Here is a 25,705-nt window from a genome sequence, read left to right as displayed (position 1 = left end):
AGCTTTGGAGATAAATCAAAAGAGCTTTCTTACAATAATTGATCAGATCCCACGCGCCCTCTTGTATGGGGGCTTTTTTCATGTTACCTGTTTAGAAAACGTTGTGATTGGGAAAATACATGATAATGTGAAACCCCTCTTCTTCGGCTGGAAAACCAGCCGTTTTTTTATTTTATACCAATCAAGAACAGGAGGGAAAAAGAGTGAAGAATAAAGCTGATTTAGAAGCCATGTACAAAAGAAGCGACCTTACAGAAAAAGAAGTGACATCCTTTTTTAAAAGGCTGGAATGTGTGGATCGTACTTTTATGCATGGAACCTGGAAAGGAAGGGAACTGAAAACAAAACACCCTCTGAACGGCTTACTGGAAGCAGTTCCTTGGTACGGAAAACGATTTATTAACAATGAAGACGTTCATCCCCTCGTGTTTCAAAAGAAATCCGGCTTGCTCTACAACGTGAATCCCGGTCTGCTGCCTTTACAGCTCCCTCTAGAGAAAATCCCTGAAAAAGCAATGAAAAAAGCTTTTCCTTTTTTCTCCCCTCTTCTCCACACAACAGAAAGCAAAGCAAGACTACGAATGGATGAAAACCATGGGAAGCTGACAGCCGCCATGATTTATGATCAGCACCCTATTCAGGACCTTTTTAAAAAAGTAGATGACAACACCGTCGTGGGAATGATGGACTTTAAAAAAGAACAGAAGCCCTTCTTTTTTACTCTAGACAGAGTTTCCTATTATTAAAAAACGGGACCCTACAGTGAGTCCCGTTTAGTTAGTCAGCTGGATAATCTGTAATATTGTTACCTTCTCCCTTTTCTTTATTCCTGCCCCTAGCATCACCGATCCTATCGTAAGCAGACAACTGTCTACATTCTCTATTTCAATCATTACCCATTTCTACCCGCTTCAACCACTTTCTCGTTAGACGTGTTTTCCCATTAGATCGACACATCTCTTTCCGGTTACCTAGACTCTTTACCATGCATGAAGAGAGAATTGGAGGTCTGCCTTCAAGTGGTCTTTCATTAGAATTTCAGCTTTGTCTGGGTCTCTCTTTTTTATTGCATGGTACATCTCTTCATGTTCCTCAATGAGGTTTGGGCGATTATGATAAACAACAGTTTTTCTAAATAAAAAGATTATTGATTGCATTCTCTCAATCGTATCAATTAATATTTGGTTTCTGCTCGATTGAACAATAAGATCATGGAAGCGCTTGTTGGCCGCCATTATCTCATCATTTATACCCTCTCTTGCAACCTTAATACAGTTATATAATTCATCCATTTCAGCAGGCGTCATAAAGGAAGCCGCACTTCTCGCCGCGTAGCTCTCAAGGAGTATCCTTACTTCAAACGTATTTATCAAATCTTTCTCAGTAGGATTAATCACTCGTTTTTTTTGAATCAATCCCTCTTCTTCAAGTTTCCGAATGCCCTCTCTTATCGGAGTGCGGCTGATACCCAGCTCCTTTGCAAGCATTACTTCAGTTAATTTCGTCCCTCGGGGAAATGATCCATTTAAAATTTGATCTCTGATATATACATAAGCAATTGACGAAGCAGATTGTTTTTTTTCCATATCATTCTAGCCACAAGATACCTACCTTGCGCTACCCTCCAATCTATAAAGCTGGTTTCTATATTATACCGTTGAAAGTATAAAGTTAAAAGCTTCTTTTGTATACTATTATTTTCAAAATGTATACATTATTAATTAAATAGTATACAATATTACATATCCTTGAAAGCCTTATCATTTGAAAGGGGTAAGAACTATGAAATTAGGATTTATCGGATTAGGAATTATGGGTAAACCAATGACTGAAAACTTATTAAAAGCCGGTTACCAAGTGACTGTTTTTGATATAAACCGGGATGCGGTAGATTATCTACAAAATAAAGGAGCACTACCTGCTAAAAATCCAGGAGACGTGGCAGTTAAAAGTGATGTTATTTTTACTATGCTGCCCAACTCCACTCATGTCGAAGAAGTAGTTACCGGAACCGACGGATTAATTCACAGGCTTCATTCTGACCATATTGTGGTTGACTTAAGCTCAATTTCTCCTGTCATGTCTCGTAAATTGCATGCACGACTTCTGGAAATAGATGCCCAATTTATTGATGCACCCGTAAGCGGCGGAGAACCAAAAGCCATTGACGGAACACTCTCAATCATGGCCGGCGGAGAAGAAGCTGCATTCAATAAAGTTAAGCCTATCTTAGATAGAGTTGCTGGCAGTGTCATTTTAGTAGGCGAAACCGGTGCCGGGACGACAACAAAGCTGGCTAATCAAATTATTGTAAACGCAAACATCGCAGCGATGTCTGAGGCTGTAAATTTAGCATCAGAAGCTGGAATAGATATTGAGAAGATGTTTCAAGCAATTCGAGGCGGGCTAGCAGGAAGTGCAGTATTAGAAGCTAAGATCCCATTAATACTAGAGGAAAATTTTAAAGCTGGTGGCCGCATTGATATTAACGCCAAAGACCTCACTAACGTAGTTGAAACGGGAGAAACACTAAATATTCCCCTGCCTGTTACGAATCAAGTATTAGATATGTTTAAGGAATTAGTAAATGATGGCAAAGCAGAACTAGACCATGCCGGTCTCCTAAAATATTACGAAAAGCACACCCCTTTACAGAAAGGATAATTCAAATGTCTTCAAAACTAGATGCAACGAAAACACTAGAAGCATTACCCCAACAGCAAAGCAAATCAATTCAACAAGAATGGGATGAACTTTACCGGCAATTCAAACATAAAATTATCGTACTGGATGATGATCCAACTGGCGTACAGACGGTGCACGGAGTCTCTGTTTATACCAACTGGGATCTAACGTCAATAGAGGATGGTTTCAATGAAGAAAACCAAATGTTTTTCATTTTAACTAACTCCCGTTCATTTTCTGTGAAAGAAACAGAAGATGTACATCAAACGATAGCAAAAAGAATTAATCATGTATCTCAAAAACTAGGTATTCCTTTTCTTATTATAAGTCGCGGTGATTCGACTATGAGAGGTCACTATCCTTTAGAGACGGAAACCTTGAGACAATCCTTGGAAGCTTGTTCAAAAGAAACTGCCTTTGATGGTGAAATTATTATACCCTTTTTTGAACAAGGCGGACGCTGGACAATCGATAACGTTCACTATGTAAAGCAGGAAAACACCTTGATACCTGTTGGTGAAACGGAATTTGCCAAGGACCCTTCTTTCGGCTTCTCATCAAGCGATTTAGCGGAATATATTGAAGAAAAAACAAATGGATTATTCAGCAAAGAAGAAGCTATTTCGATTGACCTGCCGCTCATACGAAGCGGTAATACAGAAGCAGTTAAAGAAAAGTTAATGGAAGCGACTTCTTTTCAAAAAATAATAGTGAATGCAGTTAATGAGGAAGACATTCGAGTTTTCAGCATTGGCTTGCTAAAAGCTCTTTTTAAACAAAAACAGTTCTTATTCAGAACTGGGGCTACTTTCACAAAAATCATCGGGAACATCTCTTCGAGACCTCTTTTGAGCAGCCAAGAGCTTAGAGACAGTTCTTCAAAAATGGGGGATTAGTGGTTGTTGGTTCTCATGTTAGGAAGACAACCGAACAGCTTGAGCAAGTAAAACAGCTAACAAGCCTGGCATTTATTGAGTTCGACTGCCACTTAGTTTTTAATAAAGAGGCATTTTCGGAAGAACAAAACAGAATTAGGAATGAAGCAGAGAAAGCGGTAGAACAAGGCCAAACCGCTGTAATTTATACAAGAAGAGAACTTGTTAATCTTGAACATTCTTCTGCAGATGAAAAACTTGCCGTTTCCGTAAAAATTGCAGATGCCCTCACTGATGTAGTAAAGTCATTTGCTGTTCGCCCTTCCTTTATCATTGCTAAGGGTGGAATCACATCCAGTGATATCGGTACAAATGGGTTAGGAGTTACAAAAGCGATTGTAGCCGGTCAAATTTCTCCTGGGGTGCCAGTATGGACAACCGATGCGGGAAGTAAATTTCCTGGCCTGCCATATATTATTTTCCCAGGAAATGTCGGTACAAAGGACACTTTGAAAAATATTATTGAGCACTTGGATACCAATGATAAAAACAGTAAGTGATCCAATCCTCTGAGTGAAGTGGAAGACCAATAACTACAGTAGGTCCCTTTTCTACTACATGGCATTAAAACAAAATCTTAACACTATCAAAGGTGCAGTCAGAAGTTGAAGCTATGCTGGTGTTTTACTGGGGCTATCTAGAGGGCATAGGTATTATAGGGGATATTGGTTAGGACGCAGGCAAAACCTTGGGCGATTTTGGGTTGCAGGCATTAATTGATGTATTTCTTACTAGTAATAGGCTTGAAAAAAAGGAATTAATAGAAGCTATTCAGCAAGTTGTTAAATCCTGCAAAAGATAAAACATTCTAATAGTCCTTTTAATAGTCTTTATAGACCTCTATTCTCCTAGGGGTCTTTCCTTATACCTAAAATACTCTAATCATGCGAAGGATGACTAATCAACTCAGTGGCATGTAAATTTGTAAGGTTTTTTAAGAGGGTGGTACTTTGCTTTACTAACGTTTCACTGTACATATGGAAATGTCATTATCTCAGTCCCTTACCAAAGAAAATTAAAAAAATACTTCTTATAAAAAATTAGTATTCGTCTGAATTAGGATATGGGCACAGATATTCACAATGGTTTCAATGTCTTTAATGGAAAATAAAAGCTTCCCACAAGTTCAGTGAACTCATGAGAAGCTTAAAATAAAATCTTCCTCAATGTGAGCAATTTGTGAGCAATTGCCCCACTTTCAACTCTTCAAGCAAGAGAATCCCTTGTTACATAAGGGGATGGGAAGCGACATTACATCATGCCGCCCATTCCGCCCATTCCGCCCATGTCAGGCATTCCGCCGCCGCCAGCGCCTTCTTCTTCAGGCTTGTCGGCAATAACAGCTTCTGTTGTCAGGAACATTGCTGATACGGAAGCTGCATGTTGAAGTGCAGAACGAGTAACTTTGGTTGGGTCAACGATACCAGCGTCAATCATGTTTACCCACTCGCCGGTAGCTGCGTTAAATCCAACGCCGACTTTTTCGTTTTTCATGCGCTCAACAATGACAGATCCTTCAAGACCCGCATTTTGAGAGATTTGACGAAGCGGCTCTTCAAGAGCGCGAAGCACGATGTTGATACCTGTAGCCTCATCGCCTTCTGCATCAATAGCTGCTACCGCTTTATAAACGTTCATAAGAGCTGTACCACCACCGGATACAATTCCTTCTTCTACTGCAGCACGAGTAGAGTTCAAGGCATCCTCGATGCGAAGCTTACGCTCTTTCATTTCAGTTTCGGAAGCTGCACCAACTTTAACTACGGCTACGCCGCCTGCTAGCTTTGCAAGACGCTCTTGCAGCTTTTCACGGTCAAAGTCAGAAGTAGTTTCTTCGATTTGAGCCTTCAATTGATTCACGCGAGCAGAGATTTCACTTGGGTCTCCTGCACCTTCAACGATGGTTGTGTCGTCTTTCGTGATAACGACTCTTCCAGCGCGTCCAAGCTGAGAAATATCAGCAGATTTAAGGTCAAGGCCAAGGTCCTCAGTGATCACTTCTCCGCCAGTAAGCGCAGCAAGGTCTTCAAGCATTGCTTTACGACGGTCACCAAAGCCAGGTGCTTTGACTGCTACAGCGTTAAATGTACCGCGCAGTTTGTTCACAACAAGTGTAGCAAGAGCTTCGCCTTCTACGTCTTCAGCAACGATAAGGATTGGCTTGTTTTGCTGAACCACTTGCTCAAGTACTGGAAGAACCTCTTGAATGTTAGAGATCTTCTTGTCAGTGATAAGAATGTAAGGGTTATCCAGCTCAGCAACCATTTTGTCTGAGTCAGTAACCATATAAGGAGAAGCGTATCCACGGTCGAACTGCATACCTTCTACTACTTCAAGCTCTGTAGAGAAACCTTTGGATTCTTCTACTGTGATCACTCCATCGTTTCCTACGCGCTCCATTGCTTCAGCAATGATTTGGCCGACTTCTTCGTCAGCTGCAGAAATTGAAGCTACTTGTGCAATAGACTCGCGGCTTTCAATTGGCTTGGAAACTTTCGCAAGCTCAGCTACAGCAAGCTCAGTTGCTTTTTCAATCCCTTTGCGGATTCCCATTGGGTTCGCACCGGAAGTAACGTTTTTCAGTCCTTCTTGAATCATTGCTTGCGCAAGTACGGTTGCAGTTGTCGTACCGTCACCGGCAATGTCGTTTGTTTTGCTGGCTACTTCAGCAACAAGCTGTGCACCCATGTTTTCAAACGCATCTTCAAGTTCTACTTCTTTAGCGATCGTGACACCATCGTTAGTGATAAGGGGAGAACCAAATTTCTTTTCAAGTACTACGTTACGTCCTTTTGGTCCTAGAGTAACTTTTACAGCATTCGCAAGTTCATCTACACCACGAAGCATCGCACGACGAGCATCTTCACGGAACTTAATGTCTTTTGCCATAATAAAGACCTCCTATTAGTAAATTATGTAGTAAGCAGTGTTCAAGTCTTACCCAATAACAGCCAATACGTCACTTTCACGAAGGATAAGGTATTCTTTACCTTCATACTTCACTTCTGTCCCAGCGTACTTAGAGAAAATAACAGAGTTGCCTTCACTTACTTCCAGCGCTACTCTTTCACCATTCTCTGTTACACGGCCGCTCCCTACAGCTACAACTTTTCCTTCTTGCGGCTTTTCTTTTGCAGAATCAGGAAGTACGATTCCGCTGGCTGTTTTTTCTTCAGACTCGATTTGTTCAATGATAATGCGGTCACCAAGAGGCTTTAACAAGATAAACACCCTCCTTTAATATTTGTTGCATGAAGCTGGAAGCCATCACGCATCCCTAACATTTTTAATTATTAGCACTCTGGTTTGTCGAGTGCTAATTCCAATTATAATAATAATCACTTGTAAGTTTTTTTGCAAGTACTGAAACTAATTTTTTCACAAATTTCCCTTAAACGTATTATTCATGGTAAAAAACACACCCCTATATTATTCCTCAAATACATACCATTAAACCTTTAAATGTACTCAAAAATCTTTAGACATTTTCCTCGTCTCCATGACACGGTTAGTTATAAGGTGCTCATTTCTCAAATGCTTTTCTCCCTTTTACGTAGGTTGCTTCTACTTCAAACTCATCATTTAAAACGGTAAAATCAGCATCTTTTTCTTCTTTTATACTGCCTTTGTAACTGTCTGCCCCTGCCTGCTTAGCAGGTTGAGTGATGCCATTTGAATGGCTTCCTCGAAGCTGCATCCGCTGAATTCAATCATATTTTGTATGGCTTCATTCATGGGAAGGATACTACCAGCCAGGGTCCCGTCCTCCAGTCTTGCTTCCTTTCCCACGTATACCTCTTGCCCGCCTAGCTCATAAATCCCCTTATTCATCCCTTTTGCACGGATGGCATCAGTAATTAAAATAAGCTTATCAGCTTTTTTGACCTGGTAAATAAGTCGAAGCATATAAGGTTCAATATGGACACCGTCAGCAATGATTTCAGCGGAAACGTCGGGATCCAACAGAACAGCACCGGCAGCCCCGATGTCTCTGTGATGAATCCCTCTCATTCCATTAAACAAATGGGTCGCATGGCTGATCCCTTTCCCAAAAGAACGTAACGCTTCTTCCCCGGTTGCATTGGAATGGCCGATAGATGCAATCACTCCATTCTTGAATAAGTGGTTTGTAAGCTCCTCCCCCTTCTCTTCCTCAGGTGCTAATGTGACAATGCTGATCTTTCCGCCAGCTGCTCCTTGAAATTCTTCAAATAATTCTATACTAGGAAGAACAATTTCCTGAGTAGGCTGAGCTCCTGCTTTTTTCGAGAAATAAAGGGTCCCTCTAAATGAACACCCAACAGCTCTGCTCCTCCGGCAGCTGTTCCAGAGGAAAGGTTTATTTGTTGTAATGCTGAGATGACCTTTTCCTTTCCCTGGGTCATGGTGGCCGCCAGAAATGAAGTAGTCCCTTCTGCAGGCAAGTTTTCCTGGATCGTTCGTATGGCCTCCTCCGTCCCGTCCATGAAATCCGAGCCGGCTGCACCGTGAATATGAAGATCGATAAAACCAGGAACCACCTTTACCGTCTTCTGAAAATGGAGAAGCTCTATGTCTTCCTTAGTAGAGAGGTGCTCCGTATTCCTGACTATTTCACTAATCCTTCCGTCTCTTATTATTAAAAGAGGGTTCTTAACCTTCTCTTCTTCTGCATATAAAACAGCATTTTGAAATAAGATGTTCTTGTTCATATTTTTCTCTCCCCTCTTTTTAGCCATTGCTGATGATTTAGTGACGAACGGGCCGTTTTACTCCTTTTATAAGAGCCATTATGATACAATATTCACTGTATTCATCGAGAAACATCATTTGTATGAAGGGATGACACAAATTTGAATAAACGCTACTGGTGGATTGTTATTACTTATATCCTCATTCATTTGTCAGGTATTATTGGTATCCCTCTTTTAATGGGATTAGGGTTTACAGATATAAACCAAATGGTCGCATGGTGGACGATCATCAGCTTTGTCATCGGGTTACTCATTATTTTATTGCTTCTTCTGCCAGAAAGAGGCTCCTCGCCACACCCTAATATGAGAGTAACAAGTAAAGGACATGCGACAAAATGGGCTATTATTGGTGTGTTTCTCGCCTTTATCGCTCAATATATAGCCATTTTAATTGAAACATACGCTTTGGGAATTGACCCGGGTTCAGAAAACACGCAAGAAATTCTTGAGATCGTTCGGATGATGCCTTTCTTTGCCATTATTGTTGCTTTGATTGGTCCGATCCTTGAAGAAATTGTTTTTCGAAAAGTCATTTTTGGGGCACTCTATAAGCGAATGAATTTCTTTTTCTCTGCTTTAATAAGCGCGCTTATTTTCGCTGTTGTACATCTGGACTTTGAACACCTTCTTGTTTATATGGCTGTTGGGTTTGTATTTTCTTACCTTTATGTAAAAACAGGAAGGATTATCGTTCCTATCTTAGCCCACGTCGCAATGAATGCTTATGCGGTGCTGATGCAGGTAGTGCTTGGAGACAGGCTTGAAGATATGCAAAGGCAGTTAGAGCAGATGCAAGGATTTATTGGAGGCTTATTTTTATGAGATTTTCCCCAAGATTTATGGGAACCATGTATATAGTGATTGGCATTATGTTTATCGTGTTAGCTGTGCAAAATGTCCGGGAAAATTCCTGGAATGTGTGGACATGGTTTTTTGCCGCTATTGCGGCTGTAGATATATTAGTGGGACTTCGTTTCTTCGGATTAAAACGTGCCGATAGCAAGGAATGATACAAAAAGCATAGCTCTGTACAGAGCTATGCTTTTTTTCTTTCTTCTTCTTTTTCTATTTCCATTTCTGCCTCTTTTGACTTCTTACCAAGCATAAAAGCTGCCGGCACCGTCAAAAGAGTAAGAATGCCAATAATCAAAAACCCTTCATTAATCGCCTGCAGGCTTGCTTCTTCAATGGAAAAGCCATTTTCAGCAAAAAGCTGGGATCTCCTCACTTCAAAATAAATGGAGACAAAGACAATTCCGAGGGCATTGCTCATTTGTCTGAATACATTGTTCATCGCCGATCCCCTTGAAACAACCTTTTCCGGAATAGCATTCATCCCGGCTGTAGTCGCAGGAATGCTGGAAAAGCCCATCCCAACTCCTCTTACAGCCATCCAAAAGAAAATCCAGAACAAAGCTGTTTCCATAGACATAAATGAAAGGGCGATCGTACCGCCACCAAGAATAAGGACTCCGGAAGTAACAATCCCCGTCGCTCCCCTGCGATCAAGTATTCTTCCCCCGATACTCATGAAGATTCCGCTCAGCAGAGCTGCCGGTAAAAAGACTAAACCAGTGATGATCGCACTTAAACCATATACCTGCTGGATCAGTAAAGGAATTAAAAATATTCCTGCAAACAGACCAACGCTTGTAACCCCTGTTACCCAGATGCTGAGGGAATATGCTTTAATACGCAAAATAGACAGATCAAGCAATGGAAATTCCGCCCTTTTCTCCACCCTGACGAAAAAATAAATAGAAACCAGGCCCAGGAGAATCAAGGTCACGTTTAACGGATCCTGCAAATGTTCAAGAGAAGAGGTGTTTCCTAACGCAAACAAAATAGCTCCCACACCGAGAGTAACAAAAAGAAATCCCCAGCGGTCAAAGCGAATACCAGGATTAGTCGGCACTTCTTTTAAGTACATAGTTGCTACCACTAAGGCAAGCAAACCAAAGGGAACGTTGACTAAAAAGAGAAAATGCCAGGTTGCCATTTCAACAATTACTCCACCCAGAGTAGGACCTATCGTTGGCGCCATCATTGCAGCTACGCCCCATACTCCTGTAGCCATTCCTCTCTCTTTACGAGGAAATGCCTCAAAGATTAAAGCCATGGACAAGGGCATCATAATTCCGCCGGCAATACCTTGAATAGCACGAAAGAAAATAAGAACCTCCAGGGTCCACGAAAAGCTGCCCAGCAGAGAACCTAGAACAAATAACGAAAGCCCCATTAGATATACTTTTTTCTTCCCGAATTTATCTCCTAAATAGCCAGTAACCGGCATGGTCATTCCCATAGAAACCATAAAGATCGTAATGATCCACCCTGCAGCTACTGCATCTACTTCAAATACTTCCATGAAAAGAGGAATGGCAGGATTCAGCATGCTGTTATTTAAAATCATCGTAAACGTTCCAAACAGCAAGGATACAACAACCATCCATTTTCCAGATAATCTGTTCATAACTATTCCACCGCTTCGCTTCCCTAAATATCAATATTACTATACCACAGTTTCCACCATGTAAGCCTCGAACTTTCTCTCATCCACCATAACCCTGGCAGGTACACTCAATAAAAAACCACACTCTATACGAGTGTGGTTTCTTATTTTGCTTGTCTTTCTTCATCCTCTTTTGCCCACTGCTCCATTTTTTCCTGTTCTGCTTTCAAGACTTTCTTATAAGAAATTCTGGAAATAATAATGCTTATTTCATAAAGCAAAAACAGCGGCAGTGTCACCATGACGTGTGACAGCAGCTCCGGTGGAGTAATAAAGCCTGCAATGACCAACAGGACAAAGTAAGCAATTTTCCTTATCTTTCTTAGGTAAGCTGGAGTAACAATCCCAAGCCTTGTTAAAAACATGACCACGACTGGCAGCTGAAACAAAAAACCAAATGGGATCGTCAGCTTAAACAAGAAAGTGAAATATTCATTGATCCCATATTGCTCAGTAATATTCAACGTAGTAGCCAGCCTGCTTACAAAATCTATGACAAAAGGAAACAAAATAAAGTAAGCAAATGCAAGTCCGCCAAAAAACAATAAGGTTGAAATCGGTATATAAGAAGTGTGGCTTTACGCTCTTTTTCTAATAAACCTGGACTGACAAACGCCCATAATTGGTATAAGAGAAATGGAAATATTAGGATGAGTCCTGTTAAGAATGCAAAGTTTACGTAAACCATAATCGGATCCGTCAGCTTAAAAGCATTCATTGGAAAATCTTGGGCCTGAGGGGTGCTCTGCAAATACCCGATTAACACCGGAGCTAGAACAAATCCTCCAATCATCGCCACGAGTAGCAAAACCACAATCATGATCACACGTTTGCGAAGCTCTCCAATGTGATCATAAATGGACATATCGTTCTGTGACATTACTTTCCCATCCTATCTATTACTTTTCCTGATTAGCTTCTTCCTTCTTCTTGCTGTTATCATCATCGTCAACTAACCCTTTTGTAGCGCTCTTAAATTCTCTTAATGTATTACCTGCCGCTCTTCCAAGCTCAGGCAGCTTTTTCGGACCAAAAATCAACAGTGCTACTAATACGATTAATGCAATACTTCCCGGACCCAATGGCATAGGGGGTCACCTCCGCTTATAGTTGTTCCTCTTTTTCTTCAAGAGGATAGTTTTTTAAAAAGTAAATCAAGGACTGTAGTTCTACCGACAAATCAATATGATGAACTTATGTGCGGCGGCACAGTTAACCTTGCAGGAGTAAAATTCATGATACCTTTGATGCCCGCTTCCACAATTCTATCGGCTGTTTTTTGAGCGACAGCCACCGGCACAGTTAAAATAGCAACTGTGGCATCCAGCTCCTGAATGGAAGCGATATCTTTCATATCGTCAATTTTCACTCCACTGATTTCATGTCCTATAATATCATCATTTACATCAAATGCGCGAATAATTTTCGTGCTGTCATTCTTAGAAAAGTTGTATCTTAATAGTGCAGTGCCTAAATTTCCCACGCCAATCAAAACGACATTCGTCTGCTCGTCCTGTTCGAGTGTTTTTCGAAAAATGATAAAAGATAGCTTACATTATAGCCATACCCTTTTTTCCCGAGAGCGCCAAAGTAAGAAAAATCCCTGCGAATCGTAGCAGAATCAACCTTCACTGCCTCACTTAATTCTGTAGATGATACACGCTGCTTTCCTGAAGTATGGAGGTTCTCCAAAAACCGGTAATATAAAGGCAGGCGCTTTGCTGTTGCTTGCGGTATTTTATGTTGATCTATGTTCATAGCAGCCTCCAACGTATCGTTCATTCTTACGAGAGTAAGTAACTCTTGCACCGCCGCTACTTATAAAACTGCTAGGCTGGGTTGGACCTGCCGTTCACCTTCCTTATTGTACAACATTTCATTCTTGAATGTAATGGGAACAGAAGTCCCAGGCGACATAATTCACGAATATGTAAAAAAGATTGAGCCAGCTCAGACCGTTTCAATGTATCTCTCTCTTTTTGCAGGGACCTAAATAAGATACACTAAAGAGAAGTGAAACATGATTGCCAATTCTATAGCAAGGATGAAGAGACATGATATTGTTGCAATGCGTGAACCTTACCAAATCGTTTGGAGCGGAAACGCTCCTTGATAACATAAAGCTTGAAGTGAAATCAGGCGAAAGAGTTGCTCTCGTTGGAAGAAACGGAGCCGGAAAGTCGACCCTTTTAAAAATTATCTCAGGGCAGACTTCTTATGACAGTGGGGAGATTATTACCCCAAAAGGAATTAGAATGGGCTATCTTGCCCAGCATACAGGTCTTGAATCGCATCGGTCTATCTGGGATGAAATGCTCTCCATTTATACTGAGGTCATTCAAATGGAGAAACAAATTCGCCGCCTGGAAGAAAAGATGGCCACCCCGGCTGTGTACGAAAACACTGCCCAGTATGAAAAGATACTAAAAGAATACGACGAACTCCAGGTAGAGTTCAAAGAAAGAGGCGGGTACCAATACGAAGCCGACATCCGCAGCATTTTGTCAGGTCTAAACTTTGCCTCCTTTGACTACAGCACCCCGATTTCAAGCTTAAGCGGCGGGCAAAAGACCCGCTTAGCATTGGGCAAACTCCTTCTTTCCAAGCCAGAGCTTCTTATTCTTGATGAGCCCACAAACCACCTGGATATCGAAACCCTGACGTGGCTCGAACAATACTTAACCGGCTACAAAGGGGCGATTTTGATTGTCTCCCATGACCGCTACTTTTTGGACAAAATCGTTCATAAGGTATATGAGGTAGCATGGAAGGAAGTCACACTTTTTCAAGGAAATTATAGCTTTTACCTTGATGAAAAAGCAAAACGCTATGAGCTTGAACAAAAGGCTTTTGAAAAAAACCAGGAGGAAAGAGCCCGCTTAGTGGATTTTGTCCAGCGTAATCTTGCCAGAGCCTCCACCTCCAAAAGAGCACAAAGCAAGCGAAAACAGCTTGAAAAAATGGAAAGCCTCAGCCGCCCGCTGGGAGATGAGAAATCAGCCAAATTTTCCTTTGATATCGACCGGCAAAGCGGGAATGAAGTAGTAAAGGTAAATAATTTAACTGTATCCTATGATGGCAGCAAGCCTCTTTTCACTAACCTGAATCTGCAATTAAACCGCAAGGAAAGCGTTGCCCTCATTGGTCCTAACGGTGTTGGAAAAACTACTTTATTAAAAGCAATTATCGATAAAGTCAAACCTTCAGATGGTACGATTTCTTTTGGGAGCAAAGTTACAGTCGGTTATTACGACCAGGAGCAGACCCAGCTTACTTCGAATAAGACCGTCTTACAGGAATTATGGGATGAATACCCGTTAACAAATGAAAAAGACATCCGCACTGTTTTGGGTAATTTTTTATTTAGCGGAGATGATGTGCTTAAGCACGTCTCTGAACTAAGCGGCGGTGAGAAAGCTCGTCTTGCCCTTGCAAAGCTGATGATGAAAAAGGCTAACTTTCTAATTTTTGATGAACCTACAAACCATTTAGACTTAGATAGCAAGGAAGTGTTGGAATCAGCGCTTCTTGACTACCCGGGTACTCTTTTATTTGTGTCTCACGACCGCTACTTCCTGAATCGGATGTCTACGCGAATAGTTGAAATGACAAGCGAAGGGTTAAAAGACTATCTCGGTGATTACGATTACTACCTGATGAAAAAAGAAGAAGAGCGCCAGCGAGAGGAACTGCGCAGTCAAAGAGAAGCATCTTCCTCTTCTCAAGAGGAGCAGAATGGTTCGGATAAAGAATCTTATTTTCTTGATAAAGAAGCAAAGAAACGAGCTAGAAAACGAAAAAGAGACATTGAAACAATCGAAAAAGAAATTGAGGACTTGGAGCAGGAAATTGAAGAGATGGAGAATAAGCTCCTTGACCCTGAAATCTATGAAAGTCATCAAAAAGCACAGGAACTTCAGGAAAAGATAGATACATCCCGACTGAAAGCCGAAGAACTTATGGAAAAATGGGAAGAACTTCAGCTGGAAGAGGACCAATAAAACACTTAATCAAAAAGAAGCGCAGAAGGATCTACGCTTCTTTTTGCAGTTTCCAAATTAATGCTCCGCATATGAGAAAAAACATAGAGGTGGCTGCGGCTGTAACACCAGAATCATTTAACAGCAAAAGAAATATAGAACCAGCAGCTCCCCCTTTAATGACCACTTTGTCTCTGTCATCCCAAAGCTTGAATTTCCCTTTGATTAAGAGCAGCGCTGCTACAACATAACTTGTGACAAACAATGTGGTCCAATTTGAATAACGAAGTATTTTTAAATTCATCTCTGCTTTTCTTATCATGATCTCCAGTATATAAGAAAAGTTTCCCCCTTCAAGCTGTCGGAAAGCCTCTCCTATGTGAGTGACAGGACCTGCAAGCTGCACAATCTTTAAAAAAGAAAGAGCACCGATCAACGCTCCTCCTGCCAGGGCCAGCTTCTTTAGCTTTCCTGCTGAAGGAAATAACAGCTGAAAGAAAAGAAAGCTAAACATTAATCCAGCTGACAATGTGGCACCTGCATTTGAGCCAAGAAAGGAGGCTCCCAGGAAAAACAGCGTCAGGATTGCCAGAACCCCCCCTGCCTTCCAAAACTTTTTACGCAGACAATAATGAATAATAAACAAGGCAGAGATAACGTAAAAACCAGCATATTCATTGCCAATTCCGTAATACCTTGCCCCTATTAACGGATCATAACCAAGATAAGATCGCTGCATAAGAGGCGAACCTAGAAGCAAATCAAACGAAACCATGATAAAGAGCAATAAAGATGACAGCCAGACTCCCTTCTCAGACCTCACAGCTAAAAGAAGACCCGTTAAGAAAGACAGCAGGAATATAAGGCCCACATACCAATAGATAGAAATGGACTTAAGCAGGACAGGGGTAACTAAAAACCAAAAGGGTGAACTCATTCCTCCAAGTAGCACCCCTGGCAGCAAATACCTTGCTTTAGATGAATCCTCTCTTTTGTTCCACACGTAAAGAAATGAACTAAACAAAAGAAAAGCCAGCAGAATTATATAGGATAAAAGGACTTCAGGCCTTGTTGAATAAATAACAGCCAGCCAGTCAAAATGAGTAAACATGGCTTCCCTGCCATCCTCTTCCCCTTCTGTTTCCTTTCTTGTCAAGGGAGTGCCTGTAAGCTCTCCTGGAACCTCAATTTGAAAATAAGATAGAATAGTCGGCACAATGTCTACATTGGAAGAGATAAAAGGCTGCCTTGTCGTGTGAGAATACAGTGGCAAGCCATGCTGCTGGCCCTTTTCCCACAAAGCTACCGGTGCTATCCGGTACCCTTTATCATTTAATTCCTTAGGCACGGTAACACCTAGCACCATAAAATTTTGCTCGTTATTCCTTAAGGTAAGGAGAAAGGTTTGCAGCTCTTTTCTAAGCTGCTGTTGATAACTTCTTTGCCAGGAGGGATCCATCTTTTCTTTATCCTTATGAAAACGGTAGAATTCTCCCCATTCTATTACGCTAAATGACTTTTCGTTTTCTTGACGTACCTTCTCCAGCCACTCGGTTAAAGCCTCACGATCAACCTTCCAGCCTCCAGGAGCGTGAGGGACCTTTACCATTCCTTCCTTAAGCTGGCCCCTTGCCTCCCCTTTTTCATTCATTGTAAATAAAGAACCATATCTTACTTTTTTCTCTTCATAGTCACTGGTCCCTGCTACATTTGTCATAATTCCGTTCTCTTCTAACAGACCTCCTAACAAACCAGGTTTAGAACCAAATGATTCAAGGGTATTCTTTTTAGAAAGACTGTGGATAAGTGGATGAATAATAGAGGAAACAGGGGCAGTTCCTTGAAGCTTTCTATATTGTACTTCTGCGGAAAGGCTGCCTGTTGATAAAACCTTTTCCCCTCGATTATATGCATTCCACTCAGCCACACCTGTTCCTCTGGCTCCAGTACTTAATGTGATAGCTTCATTTATGTATGAAGAAGGCCCGGCTGCTTTTACATTTATACCTGTCATTGAAACTTCGTCCCATAAACTTTCATTATCAGCTGAAAGAAACTCTATGTCTTCAAGAGACAGTTCCGGAACAACTACGAGAGTGAGATGGTCCCCTGAAATACTTTTGGCAGAAATTGTTGTCGATATAAGGCAGGTGCTTAACCATAGGCACAGAATACTTATGTGGACAAATTTAACTCTCATATTTACAAACAACCTTATCTTTGTTAATTTTCTAACATATCCACACTATCCACATACTTATCAACAACAGTATACCCATCTAAAAAGGGTTTTTTTCATTTATACACAAACTTCTCCACTTATCCACAGTTTAATCCGTACACATCCAAAAGTCCCGTATATAAAGTTATTCACTGATTTATCCCCATTATCCACAGTTGTTTTTTCAACAGCTTTTGACAAAAAAAGACCCTCCCTATGATAAGGGAAGGCCAGGCTCTCCATTCAAATCCAGTTTTGCAAACTTGTTGCTTTTCCATCCTGTATACGCAGCTGCACCAATCATGGCTGCATTGTCTGTGCATAGCTTTAAAGATGGAATCCTTAGCTCTGCTTCACTGTTTTCTAATGCTTTTTCCAATGAATCTCTTAACCCTTTATTAGCAGCCACTCCGCCAGCTACAACAAGCTGCTTTACATTATACTCTTCTGCAGCTTGTTTCGCTTTTGTAACAAGAACTTCCACGACACTGGCCTGAAAACTAGCGGCCAGGTCCTCAGGCTTTACCTCTTCACCTCGTTGTGACGCATTGTGAAGAACGTTGATCACTGCTGACTTTAACCCGCTGAAACTAAAGTCATATGACCCTGTTTCCAGCCATGCACGGGGCAGGTCAATATTGGCTTCCCCTTTTGCTGCAAGCTTATCTATTTCCGGTCCCCCTGGGTACGGCAGTTTCAAAGTGCGAGCGACCTTATCATATGCCTCTCCCACTGCATCATCCCGAGTTTCTCCAATCACTTCAAAATGCCCGTCTTCTTTCATGTATATAAGTTCTGTGTGCCCTCCTGAAACTACAAGAGAGATAAGAGGAAACTCCAGAGGTTTCTCCAGCTGGTTTGCATAAATATGACCGGCTATGTGATGTACCGGGATTAAAGGCAGACCATGAGCAAAAGCAATCGCTTTTGCAGCATTAACCCCAATGAGCAATGCGCCAACCAACCCTGGTCCTGCAGTCACAGCCAAAGCATCCAAATCGCTAAATGTGAGATTGGCTTCACTCAAGCTTCCTCCACTATAAATGTAATTTGTTCCACATGATGTCTTGATGCAATCTCCGGGACCACTCCCCCAAAGCGCTTATGGCTCTCGATCTGAGAAGACACTACGTTTGAAAGTACCTCTTTGCCTCCCTTAATCACAGCTGCAGCAGTTTCGTCACAGCTGGTTTCAATGGCCAGTATGATTGGAGCATCATTTTTCGTTAATTGATTGTTCATGTAAATTCACCCACATCACTAAAGCATCCTCGAGATTATCCGTATAATAATTTTTACGGATGCCTCCCGGCTGAAAACCATATTTTTTATATAAAGACTGAGCAACATGGTTTGTTACTCTTACTTCAAGACTCATACGCAACGCTCCATAGGACTTTGCCATTTCTAACGCGTTAGCTAAGAGCAGTTCCCCTATACTCTTTCCTCTATGATTGGAATGGACTGCAATATTCGTGATATGAGCATCATCTATCACCACCCAGACACCACAATAACCAACAATCTCCTCTTCACAATCGGCTACAAGATAATGAGCAAATTGATTAGATGTCAGCTCGCTTTCAAATGCAGCCCTGCTCCACGGAAGAGTAAATGAATCCTGTTCTACCTCCAGTACCCCATCTATATCCTCTACCGTCATAAACCGCACGGATACCTTCTCACCCATTCGTCTTTCCTTTCTGATCAGCAAGCCACTTCTTCTCAGCTTCCGCAAGCTGAATGTACTCAGGGACAAATTCGTGAACAGATGGACCCGACTCAGCTTTTTCACCCAACGCTAACAGTTCACCAGGACGGACGGAATTTTCCTGCATGGTACCACACAGAGCTTTATCCCCAAGGGTGTACTCAATCAATTCACGGTGCTTTTCTATATCCTGACTTAAAAACAATACGTCCTTTTCTGTCTTTTTGAGTCCCTGCAGCCAATCCTCCATTAATGTAATCCGGTCTTTTTCCACCATTTCGCTCTCACCATGGCTGCCCTGGTAAAGCCCGGTGTACACCTGTCCCCGGCGAGCATCTATAAATGGGCAGACCAATCCTTGAAAATGCTTCCCATTTTGAGCCAGTATTTTCAAGCTGGATATCCCTACGACCGGGATATGTAATGCCCAGGCCATCGACTTGGCAGTGGTCACTCCTATACGAACCCCAGTATAGGAACCAGGTCCTTTTGCTACAGCAATTCGGTCCAGTTCGTTTGTCTTTATGGAGGCTTCTTTTAAAAGGTAATCTATAGCTGGCATCAGCTGATAGAATGATTCTTCTTAAGGTTCGTTATTACCTCTCCTTTGATTTCTCCCTCAGCAGAAACCCCTACCCCAAGTGTATATGTTGTTGTATCTATAGACAGGATCTTCATTTCCCCTGCAGCTCCTTGCTTAGTTGAATATATCTCTCCCCATAAGGGGTAAAAGTAAATGTCCTTTGTGTATCGCTGTCTCTTCTTATTATAATATCCAGAAAGTGATCAGGGAGCTGTTCTTTAATAATTTCCGCCCATTCAACTACCGTGAGGCCCTCACCTTCAAAGTATTCCTCAAAACCAAGGTCTTCTCCCCCTTGTTCTTCTAAACGATAAACGTCCATATGATACAAGGGAAGCCTGCCCTTATACTCCTTAATTATGGTAAAAGTCGGACTGTTTACCACTCGTTTCACTTCCACCCCTTCAGCAATTCCTTTTGTAAAGTGTGTTTTTCCCGCTCCTAAATCTCCTGAGAGGGTAACGAGATCACTTGGCTGCGCAGCACGGCCCAGGCGTTCTCCTAACGAAATGGTTTCCTCAGGTGATCTAGTGATAAACGTAAAGCTTTCAGCCATTACCCTCACCAACTTCCCTTACCTTTATGATTTAAAATGATTGTAGCCTTTTTTATTAAGACGAACCAGTCCGTTCTTCTCTTTTTTAAGCCACACTTCCCCACGGCCTTCTTTCACGGTCCCAATCTTATATAAAGAGAGGCCTTCTTTTTTCATCGCTTCCGATAGCAGCTCCCAATCGTTTTCCCTAACCGTTCCTACAAGCTCAAAATCTTCACCGCCAAACAGCATCCATTCAAGCCGCTTGGCCGCATCTACACTCTGCAGTTCCTGGGCAATAGGGAAACTGCTTTCATCCAGCTCTATGGAAACATTACTCGCTTCAGCTATTTCATGCGCTTCGCTGCCAATTCCATCACTTATGTCATTCAATGCTCCCCGAGTATTCAAAGAATTGATCACCCTTGCTTCTTCTACTTTAGGCCGCGGACGTTGGTGAGCTATCGTCAGCCGTTTTTCTCTTGCTGTAAAGTGCGCGTTTCTTGACCTCTTGAGCAAAAGAGCAAGTCCGGCCGCGGACTTCCCAAGAGAACCTGTGACAAACACTATATCTCCAGGCAGAGCATTTTTTCTTAATAGGCGTTTTCCAGCTTCCACACGGCCGGTAACCGTGACAGAGATCACCAGTTTATCAGTAGTGGAGACCGTATCACCGCCAATTAAGTCCATTTTGTACCCCTCTGCCAAGGATGACATCCCTTTATAAAGCTCCTCCATTTCTTCCTCCGACCAGTCAGAAGGAATAGCAACAGAGACTAAATAAAAGACCGGCCACCCTCCCATCGCGGCTACATCACTGATATTTACGGCCAGTGCCTTGTGCCCTATATCAAATGGAGAGAGAGTAGTCTTCTTAAAATGCACATCCTCAACCAGAGTATCAACACATATAATTTCATCATAAGATGCATCGGTTTTATAAACAGAAGCATCATCGCCAATACCTTCAAGCAAATGGCTTTGATAGTGTGATTTTGGCTTAATTTTGTTTATCCAATCAAATTCATCATGAATCATAAGGTCACACTCACTATTTCTTAAGGTTAGATGCCCGCATAACAATCCTAATCTCATTCTTTCCAATATTAGAAGTGTCAACGGTAATATTGTTGAAATCATCCATTTTCTTTCTACAGTGTAACGTATTCTTTTGGAAAATTCACTTCTCGATAGCCGTTTGCACAAAAAAAGCAAAACAATACTTTGATTGCTTTGCCGGCTTTGAAATATATGTACCTCATTTTGAAACCAATAAAAAAAAGCCTCTTTCAGCTTATTAATAAATGATTATTTGGTTGTACTCTGACGAGTACCACTGATATTTCCTGACAATGATGTCATTCGACGTAGTGGCGGAAATTATTTTGGTTGCGGGGGGAGGATTTGAACCTCCGACCTCCGGGTTATGAGCCCGACGAGCTACCAGACTGCTCTACCCCGCGATATTATAAAATTAGATAAGGCCTGGCAACGTCCTACTTTCACAGGGAGTTGCCCCCCAATTATCATCGGCGCTGAAGAGCTTAACTTCCGTGTTCGGCATGGGAACGGGTGTGACCTCTTCGCTGTCGCCACCAGACCTTTTATGACGTTCTCAACGTCACGTATATAAATATACCACGGTTCTTAATGCAATGCAAGCACTTATATATATTTTCATTACAAGTTTGTTTTTTTTGCAAAAGTTACTTGTTTTGATATTATATTAATAAGAATATTTAGAATATTATTATAAATGAGGGTTTTATCATGGATCTTATCCAATGTGTAAAAGCTGCGATCGGAGCTAACATGGCGTTACTTGCGACCTTTCTTTTCCTGCCTATATTAATATTCAGTGACAATATTTCTGTCTACCAAAATTTTCAGGACTGGATGAATACAAAAGACAGCCGTTTTTAGACGGCTGTCTGTTTTTATTTTTTAGCAGCTTGTAAGGCTCTGTTAAATGCTTCAATAATATCCTTGGACTCTTCTATTCCAACCGAAATTCGTACAATTCCTGCTGTGATACCTAACGACTTTCTTATTTCCTCTGGCACTGTCCGATGTGAGGTTCCAAGTGGATAGGACACAGTTGTTTCCACGCCAGCTAATGTAGGAACAATTTTCACCCAATCTAATGAGGAAAAGAAGGTATGCAAATCAATGTACTCTTCCAGCTCAATACTAACCATTGCCCCGTTCCCTCTTTCAGAGACTGCTTCCGGATAGTAAACTTTCTTAATATCCTCTTGCTCCCTAAACCAGACAGCAAGCTCATTAGCATTGGCGCATTGTCTCTCCATTCTTACACTTAAAGTTTTTAACCCTCTACAGGCAAGCCAAGCTTCAAAAGGACTCAAACTTCCCCCTAAGTTAATTATCTTTTTCTTTGCTTTTGCTATCAGCTCTTCATTGCCCACTACCACTCCAGCCGTTACATCACTATGACCGCCTATGTATTTTGTAGCACTATGTACCACTATGTCTGCGCCCTGTTTGTATGGCTGTATTAAATAAGGTGTAGCAAACGTGTTATCAATCATTACGGTTAAATTATGAGTTTTACCGAGCGAGACCAGCTCTTGCAAATTTTCGGCTCTAAGCAGGGGGTTGGCAATGGACTCAGAGTAAAGAAGAACAGTATTATCTTTAATCTCCTCTTCAACATTCTTAATACTTGTAAAATCTATAACTGAAATTTCATATCCAAATTCTTTTAATTCCTGTTCAAATAATTGGTACGTCCCTCCGTATAAGTCTTCTGGCACTATAATATGCTCACCCGGATTTGCAGCTGCCATAACGCCTGCAAGAATTGCAGACATCCCTGAAGAACTGGCTGCGCCTGCGGGAGCTCCTTCTAATTGAGCAACGCCTGCACCTAAGTCATCAGGGTTGGGATTGCTGTAACGAGTATAAAGATATTCCTTCTCTCCGCTAAAATAGCTTTCCATGTCTTCTAAGCTCTCAAATGTGAAAGCTGAAGTTTGGTAAATAGGCTTTGTTTTACTTACGTTCTTCTCCCCATCCCCCTTTTGAAAATGTACAGTTTGTGTATTAAAATGCTTAGTCATAACGTTCTCTCCATTCGCCTATGTTTGGTCGTTCTTTTTCATCATGATTCCGAGTTGAGAAATTCAATTTGTGTAAGAGTTTTTTCTTGTTTTTTCATCAAAGAATGGGCAGTCTCTACGCTCACTTTTTCAAATGAGATTTTTTACCAGGGAGAAGCTGCGCTAATCGAGGAAGGTCCGTGCTTATTACATTGGCAATACGGGTGTATCCGCCTGTAGTCTGTCTGTCAGCCATTAAAATCATAGGCTGTCCGTTCTTAGGCACCTGAATGGTACCGTATGCTACGGCATCCGATAAGATATCAGCTTTGTCTAGATGCTTTATCGGTGTCCCTTCAAGTCTCATACCCATACGGTCGGCTTCCTGAGTGACAATATACTCAGTGTTATAAAAAGCATGAAGTCCATCCTTGGTAAAGTCTTCTTCCTCTGGACCTGGAACGACTCTCAGAGGGGAAAGGTCATCATAGTCAGGAATAAAAGAGTAATGAAGTCCTTTGCCCGGCTTTACGGTTCTATCCTCCACGTTTTTATAGATCGTATCTCCCTTTACTGCAGACCTTCCTTCAATACCTCCCATTCTTGCTTTCATATAAGTTGACTGACTTCCAAGTGTTTTCTCGCCTGCTATGCCACCCGAAATACATAGATAAGCTCTTACTCCCTTTTTCGCTCCATGAAATATCAGCTCATCTCCTTCTTTTATAGAAAAAGATATCCACCGGGAAACCGGCTGGCCATTTAATTGAGGTTGAAGGTCAGCACCTGTAATGACTGCCACAGCATCACTTTGGGCAAGTAAATGCGGGCCAGCCATGGTTATTTCCAGTGCAGCATCTCCGCGGTTGTTACCAACTAATAAGTTTCCTGCTTGATAAGAAAATTGATCCATCGCCCCAGAAGCCACTACACCAAACTGCTGATAACCCGTTCTCCCTTTATCCTGTATAGTTGTTTGCATTCCTGGCTTTTTCACAAGGAATAGAGGTTTACTCATTTCCATTCACCTATTGGCTGGACAGTAATATTGTTCTCTGAAAAAACCTTTCTGACATGTTTAACAAATTCCAAAGCTTCCGGCTTATCTCCATGAACGCAGATTGTGTCAGCGTCTAAGTCAATAACCGTACCATCTAACGCTTCCGTCTGCTTTTTTGTAATCATTTTAATCACCCGTTCGACTGCCTCTTCAGTGCTATGGATTAAGGCCTCAGGATTGCTTCTTGGAGTTAATGTCCCATCAGGCAAGTACGTACGATCAGCAAATACCTCATTTGCACATCTGAGTCCCAATCGCTTCCCTGCCGTAATTAATTCTCCCCCCGCTAAACCAAATAGTATAAGTGATGGATTTACATCGTACACTGCTTCTGCTATCGCCTCTGCCGTTTTTGTATCCACCGATGCAATGTTAAACAAGGCTCCATGAGGCTTCACGTGCTGAAGAGAAACCTGGTGAACCCGACAAAAGGCCTCTATGGCTCCAATCTGGTAAGTCACAAGACGATGGACCTCACCAGGTGTCATCTCCATCTTTCTTCGTCCAAATCCCGCAAGATCAGGAAATCCGGGGTGCGCTCCTATACCTGCTCCTTTCTCTTTAGCTAATTTAACCGTCTTGTCCATAACGTTATAATCTCCTGCATGGTATCCACAGGCTACATTTGCTGAGCTTACAAACTCCAGAACCTGTTCATCTTGCCCTATGGTGTAAGCACCAAAGCTCTCTCCTAAATCACTGTTTAAATCCACTTGATAATTCATGTGTCCCCTCCATGACCCTTGTGGTTAACTGGTATACTCTTCTATCGACCTCTATTTTTATTTTTTCATATTCCTCATTTTCTACCGGAACAAAGCGAATATAATTACCACTTTCCACTAAAAAAGGGTGCTCTCTATGTTGATCAAATAATTTTATTGGTGTTCTGCCAATAATGTTCCATCCTCCAGGACTCTCTAATGAATAAATACCAGTTTGCTCTCCTGCTATTCCAACGGATCCCTCTGCTACTTTTCCCCTTGGCTTACTTAAACGAGGAGCAGCTATTTTTTCAGACATCCCCCTAAGTAGGGAAAACCAGGTGTAAAGCCAATCATGTAAATAAGATAACTTTCACTTGAGTGAATACTGACTACTTCCTCAGGAGATAAGTTGTTTATTTCTGCTACCCTTTTTAAATCAGGGCCACTTTCTCCTCCGTAATAAGTAGGGATATCATAAATAACAGGAGGAGGCAGTTTTACTTTCTGCAAATGAGCAGACAGCTCATATAACCATTCTGCTGCTTTTTCATAGCTTATTAAAAAAGGATCGTAAAAGAAGGTTATCGCTGTGTAACTTGGTACCCATTCATTAATTCCAACCATTTTTGTTTCTTTTAATAAGTATAAGTAGGCTCTAATAAGACTGTTTGTTTCTTTGGATATTGTCTTACCTACTTCCATTCTTATTGCACTGTCCCCTAACGGAAGCATTCTAACTTGGTGTGACACCTCGTTTTCCTCCTTTCTGAACTCTGATTTTCCCTGCCTTCTCTTTCTGTTAATTATATTGTACCAATAACATGTTAAATAGAGGTGCTCTCTTTTTATTCTTTTAGACTTGGTAAAAGATTCAAACAAAAGAAAAGGTAGTTCATTTTACTATTTTAGCTAAGGTATGACTCTAAATAAGATAATTTAATACAAAAAAAGCACCCGTCTTGTGGGTGCTTTCATGATTGGCCT

General features: G+C 41.5%; 21 protein-coding genes, 1 tRNA gene, 1 rRNA gene and 6 pseudogenes. 8 read left to right on the top strand and 21 right to left on the bottom strand.

The window, feature by feature from the left end; all coding sequences use genetic code 11:
- Positions 1-203 precede the first annotated feature (203 nt).
- Entirely contained in the window at positions 204-746 is a 543-nt protein-coding gene (locus JCM19033_RS07905; protein ID WP_269758071.1) for a DUF4334 domain-containing protein, read from the top strand.
- Between the two features lie 234 nt (positions 747-980).
- Here the strand turns inward: JCM19033_RS07905 and JCM19033_RS07900 are convergent, their stop codons facing one another.
- Positions 981-1,586 (bottom strand): GntR family transcriptional regulator, encoded by a 606-nt coding sequence (locus JCM19033_RS07900; protein WP_054635914.1) that lies wholly within the window; start codon positions 1,584-1,586, stop codon positions 981-983.
- Between the two features lie 196 nt (positions 1,587-1,782).
- Between JCM19033_RS07900 and garR the strand changes: the two genes are divergently transcribed.
- The 3 genes from garR to JCM19033_RS25370 are packed head-to-tail and all read left to right on the top strand — an operon-like array spanning position 1,783 to position 4,120.
- Complete coding sequence (gene garR / locus JCM19033_RS07895; protein ID WP_054635913.1) at positions 1,783-2,664, top strand: 2-hydroxy-3-oxopropionate reductase; 882 nt, start codon at positions 1,783-1,785, stop codon at positions 2,662-2,664.
- 5 nt (positions 2,665-2,669) lie between these two features.
- The gene (locus JCM19033_RS25375) at positions 2,670-3,581 is read left to right on the top strand and encodes a four-carbon acid sugar kinase family protein (RefSeq protein ID WP_269758070.1); all 912 of its coding nucleotides are present in this window, start codon (positions 2,670-2,672) and stop codon (positions 3,579-3,581) included.
- Complete coding sequence (locus JCM19033_RS25370) at positions 3,581-4,120, top strand: nucleotide-binding domain containing protein (protein WP_269758069.1); 540 nt, start codon at positions 3,581-3,583, stop codon at positions 4,118-4,120. Before JCM19033_RS25375 ends, JCM19033_RS25370 begins: the two co-directional genes overlap by 1 nt.
- A gap of 751 nt (positions 4,121-4,871) precedes the next feature.
- Here the strand turns inward: JCM19033_RS25370 and groL are convergent.
- The 4 genes and pseudogenes from groL to JCM19033_RS28060 all read right to left on the bottom strand — a co-directional run bounded on the left by groL (position 4,872) and on the right by JCM19033_RS28060 (position 8,086).
- Positions 4,872-6,509, bottom strand: a complete 1,638-nt coding sequence (groL, locus tag JCM19033_RS07885; protein ID WP_054635912.1) for a chaperonin GroEL — start codon at positions 6,507-6,509, stop codon at positions 4,872-4,874.
- A gap of 48 nt (positions 6,510-6,557) precedes the next feature.
- On the bottom strand, positions 6,558-6,842 hold the full coding sequence (groES, locus tag JCM19033_RS07880; RefSeq protein WP_054635911.1) for a co-chaperone GroES: 285 nt from the start codon (positions 6,840-6,842) through the stop codon (positions 6,558-6,560).
- A gap of 301 nt (positions 6,843-7,143) precedes the next feature.
- Positions 7,144-7,868: pseudogene (nagA, locus tag JCM19033_RS25365) on the bottom strand (N-acetylglucosamine-6-phosphate deacetylase); the annotation flags it as partial.
- The gene (locus tag JCM19033_RS28060) at positions 7,838-8,086 is read right to left on the bottom strand and encodes a hypothetical protein (RefSeq protein ID WP_269758081.1); all 249 of its coding nucleotides are present in this window, start codon (positions 8,084-8,086) and stop codon (positions 7,838-7,840) included. The gene JCM19033_RS28060 and the pseudogene nagA, both read right to left, overlap by 31 nt.
- 366 nt (positions 8,087-8,452) lie before the next feature.
- Between JCM19033_RS28060 and JCM19033_RS07870 the strand changes: the two genes are divergently transcribed.
- Both JCM19033_RS07870 and JCM19033_RS07865 read left to right on the top strand, forming a co-directional pair.
- On the top strand, positions 8,453-9,175 hold the full coding sequence (locus JCM19033_RS07870; protein ID WP_054635910.1) for a CPBP family intramembrane glutamic endopeptidase: 723 nt from the start codon (positions 8,453-8,455) through the stop codon (positions 9,173-9,175).
- Entirely contained in the window at positions 9,172-9,363 is a 192-nt protein-coding gene (locus JCM19033_RS07865) for a YdiK family protein (protein WP_054635909.1), read from the top strand. The genes JCM19033_RS07870 and JCM19033_RS07865 overlap by 4 nt, the downstream gene beginning before the upstream one ends.
- 26 nt (positions 9,364-9,389) lie before the next feature.
- On the opposite strand, the gene JCM19033_RS07860 is transcribed toward JCM19033_RS07865, so the two are convergent.
- The 4 genes and pseudogenes from JCM19033_RS07860 to JCM19033_RS07845 all read right to left on the bottom strand — a co-directional run bounded on the left by JCM19033_RS07860 (position 9,390) and on the right by JCM19033_RS07845 (position 12,623).
- The gene (locus JCM19033_RS07860) at positions 9,390-10,826 is read right to left on the bottom strand and encodes an MDR family MFS transporter (protein ID WP_054635908.1); all 1,437 of its coding nucleotides are present in this window, start codon (positions 10,824-10,826) and stop codon (positions 9,390-9,392) included.
- A 143-nt stretch (positions 10,827-10,969) separates the two neighbouring features.
- Positions 10,970-11,745 (bottom strand): annotated as a pseudogene (gene tatC, locus JCM19033_RS07855) (twin-arginine translocase subunit TatC).
- A gap of 19 nt (positions 11,746-11,764) precedes the next feature.
- Positions 11,765-11,953 carry a twin-arginine translocase TatA/TatE family subunit gene (locus JCM19033_RS07850; protein ID WP_054635907.1) on the bottom strand — a complete coding sequence of 63 codons (189 nt, stop codon included), beginning with the start codon at positions 11,951-11,953 and terminating at the stop codon, positions 11,765-11,767.
- A 16-nt stretch (positions 11,954-11,969) separates the two neighbouring features.
- Positions 11,970-12,623 (bottom strand): annotated as a pseudogene (locus JCM19033_RS07845) (redox-sensing transcriptional repressor Rex).
- Positions 12,624-12,919: 296 nt separating this feature from the next.
- Between JCM19033_RS07845 and JCM19033_RS07840 the strand changes: the two are divergent.
- A complete protein-coding gene (locus tag JCM19033_RS07840) occupies positions 12,920-14,866 on the top strand; it encodes an ABC-F family ATP-binding cassette domain-containing protein (protein WP_054635906.1) in 1,947 nt (648 codons plus the stop codon).
- A gap of 31 nt (positions 14,867-14,897) precedes the next feature.
- Here JCM19033_RS07840 and JCM19033_RS07835 read toward each other — a convergent pair whose 3' ends face one another.
- From JCM19033_RS07835 to rrf, 8 genes and pseudogenes are all read right to left on the bottom strand, one after another.
- Positions 14,898-17,045, bottom strand: a complete 2,148-nt coding sequence (locus JCM19033_RS07835; protein ID WP_054635905.1) for a hypothetical protein — start codon at positions 17,043-17,045, stop codon at positions 14,898-14,900.
- A 235-nt stretch (positions 17,046-17,280) separates the two neighbouring features.
- Positions 17,281-18,308: pseudogene (tsaD, locus tag JCM19033_RS07830) on the bottom strand (tRNA (adenosine(37)-N6)-threonylcarbamoyltransferase complex transferase subunit TsaD).
- Positions 18,283-18,756, bottom strand: coding sequence for a ribosomal protein S18-alanine N-acetyltransferase (gene rimI, locus JCM19033_RS07825; protein WP_054635904.1), 474 nt, complete (start codon positions 18,754-18,756; stop codon positions 18,283-18,285). The pseudogene tsaD and the gene rimI overlap by 26 nt, the downstream one beginning before the upstream one ends.
- A pseudogene (gene tsaB, locus JCM19033_RS07820) lies at positions 18,749-19,455 on the bottom strand (tRNA (adenosine(37)-N6)-threonylcarbamoyltransferase complex dimerization subunit type 1 TsaB). The gene rimI and the pseudogene tsaB overlap by 8 nt, the downstream one beginning before the upstream one ends.
- Positions 19,452-19,916 carry a tRNA (adenosine(37)-N6)-threonylcarbamoyltransferase complex ATPase subunit type 1 TsaE gene (gene tsaE, locus JCM19033_RS07815; RefSeq protein ID WP_054635903.1) on the bottom strand — a complete coding sequence of 155 codons (465 nt, stop codon included), beginning with the start codon at positions 19,914-19,916 and terminating at the stop codon, positions 19,452-19,454. The pseudogene tsaB and the gene tsaE overlap by 4 nt, the downstream one beginning before the upstream one ends.
- 24 nt (positions 19,917-19,940) lie before the next feature.
- Positions 19,941-21,035, bottom strand: a complete 1,095-nt coding sequence (gene thiL, locus JCM19033_RS07810) for a thiamine-phosphate kinase (RefSeq protein ID WP_269758068.1) — start codon at positions 21,033-21,035, stop codon at positions 19,941-19,943.
- A 246-nt stretch (positions 21,036-21,281) separates the two neighbouring features.
- Positions 21,282-21,358 (bottom strand) — tRNA-Met (locus JCM19033_RS07805).
- Positions 21,359-21,378: 20 nt separating this feature from the next.
- Positions 21,379-21,495 (bottom strand): 5S ribosomal RNA (gene rrf, locus JCM19033_RS07800).
- Between the two features lie 170 nt (positions 21,496-21,665).
- Between rrf and JCM19033_RS23310 the strand changes: the two genes are divergently transcribed.
- Entirely contained in the window at positions 21,666-21,818 is a 153-nt protein-coding gene (locus tag JCM19033_RS23310) for a hypothetical protein (protein ID WP_157049793.1), read from the top strand.
- Between the two features lie 14 nt (positions 21,819-21,832).
- Here JCM19033_RS23310 and JCM19033_RS07795 read toward each other — a convergent pair whose 3' ends face one another.
- From JCM19033_RS07795 to pxpB, 4 genes and pseudogenes are all read right to left on the bottom strand, one after another.
- Positions 21,833-22,975, bottom strand: coding sequence for a PLP-dependent aspartate aminotransferase family protein (locus tag JCM19033_RS07795; protein ID WP_054635902.1), 1,143 nt, complete (start codon positions 22,973-22,975; stop codon positions 21,833-21,835).
- A gap of 121 nt (positions 22,976-23,096) precedes the next feature.
- Positions 23,097-23,972: a biotin-dependent carboxyltransferase family protein gene (locus tag JCM19033_RS07790; protein ID WP_269758067.1), complete on the bottom strand. Its 876-nt coding sequence runs from the start codon at positions 23,970-23,972 to the stop codon at positions 23,097-23,099.
- Positions 23,969-24,739: a LamB/YcsF family protein gene (locus tag JCM19033_RS07785; protein WP_054635901.1), complete on the bottom strand. Its 771-nt coding sequence runs from the start codon at positions 24,737-24,739 to the stop codon at positions 23,969-23,971. The genes JCM19033_RS07790 and JCM19033_RS07785 overlap by 4 nt, the downstream gene beginning before the upstream one ends.
- Positions 24,711-25,423 (bottom strand): annotated as a pseudogene (gene pxpB, locus JCM19033_RS07780) (5-oxoprolinase subunit PxpB). Before pxpB ends, JCM19033_RS07785 begins: the two are co-directional and overlap by 29 nt.
- Positions 25,424-25,705: the final 282 nt, after the last annotated feature.

The organism is Thalassobacillus sp. C254 (assembly GCF_001310615.1).
The sequence above is the reverse complement of the archived record's forward strand: the minus strand, read 5'-3'. Positions and strand labels throughout refer to the sequence as shown.